The organism is Afipia sp. OHSU_II-C1 (genome assembly GCF_000497575.1).
Taxonomy (GTDB): domain Bacteria; phylum Pseudomonadota; class Alphaproteobacteria; order Rhizobiales; family Xanthobacteraceae; genus Afipia.
On sequence record NZ_APJI01000040.1, the window covers coordinates 1 to 1,206 of the forward strand.

Genomic DNA, 1,206 nt, shown 5'->3' on the forward strand with positions numbered 1-1,206 from the left:
TGACCTGCACCCCTGAAACGCCCCCGATTTTGAGTTAGGATTTCTGTTCTCCAGCCAGGAGACAGACGATGCGTAAGAGCAGGTTTACCGAAGAGCAGATCATCCGGGTTTTGAAGGAGCACGCCGCCGGTGCATCAGCGAGCGATCTGTGCCGCAAGCACGGCATCAGTGATGCGACCTTCTATAAGTGGCGTTCGCGGTACGGCGGCATGGAGATCTCCGAGGCGCGCAAGCTGAAGGCGCTGGAGGAAGAGAACCGCAAGCTGAAGAAGCTGCTGGCAGAGTCGATGCTTGACGTGTCGACGCTGAAGGAGATGCTCGGAAAAAACTTCTGACGCCCAGCTTGCGGAGACGTGCTGTGACCTGGGCGGTCAGTGAGAAGAGCTACTCGCAGCGGCGGGCCTGCGATCTGGTCGGCTTGCAACCGAAGACCTATCGGTATGCGTCGACACGATCCGATGACGAAGCCTTGCGGACCAAGCTGAAGGAATTGGCTTCGCAACGACGGCGGTTCGGCTATCGTCGCTTGGGCCTGCTGCTGGCGCGGCAAGGCGTGCGGATCAATCACAAGAAGCTGTATCGGCTCTACCGGGAAGAACGGCTCTCAGTGCGCAAGCGCGGCGGCCGCAAACGGGCACTCGGCACGCGGGCACCGATGACGATCCCGCAGGATCAGAACCTGCGCTGGTCGCTCGACTTCGTGATGGACACGCTTGCCAGCGGTCGGCGCTTCCGTATCCTGACTCTGGTCGATGACTTCACCCGGGAATGCCTGGGCCTTGTCGTCGACACATCGCTGACCGCTCGGCGGGTGCTGCGCGAGCTCGATCAGATCATCGAGAGCCGAGGCTGCCCTCGGATGATCGTGAGCGACAACGGCACCGAGTTCACGTCGAACGCCGTATTGGCCTGGCAGGAGGAACTGGGCATCGAGTGGCACTACATCGCACCGGGCAAACCGATGCAGAATGGATTTGTTGAGAGCTTCAACGGTCGCCTGCGCGACGAGTGCCTCAACGAACACCTGTTCGCTAACCTCAACGAGGCCCGTCAGATCATCGAGGACTGGAGGATCGACTACAACACCAACCGACCGCATACGAGCCTCAACGGGCTCACACCAAGCGAGTTTGCCAACCGTTCAAACAGGGACGAAAACCAGAACAGAGTCTACTTATAAACGAGGGCAATCAGGGGTGCAGGTCA

Annotated in this window: 1 protein-coding gene; it reads left to right on the forward strand. The window is 59.7% G+C overall.

Going from position 1 to position 1,206, the window contains the following annotated elements:
- Positions 1-68 precede the first annotated feature (68 nt).
- Positions 69-1,180 (forward strand): IS3 family transposase gene (locus tag I554_RS0125335; RefSeq protein ID WP_152527747.1). Its coding sequence is split into 2 segments (ribosomal slippage): positions 69-324 and positions 324-1,180, totalling 1,113 coding nucleotides; the frame shifts between segments, so codons are not numbered across the junction.
- Positions 1,181-1,206: the final 26 nt, after the last annotated feature.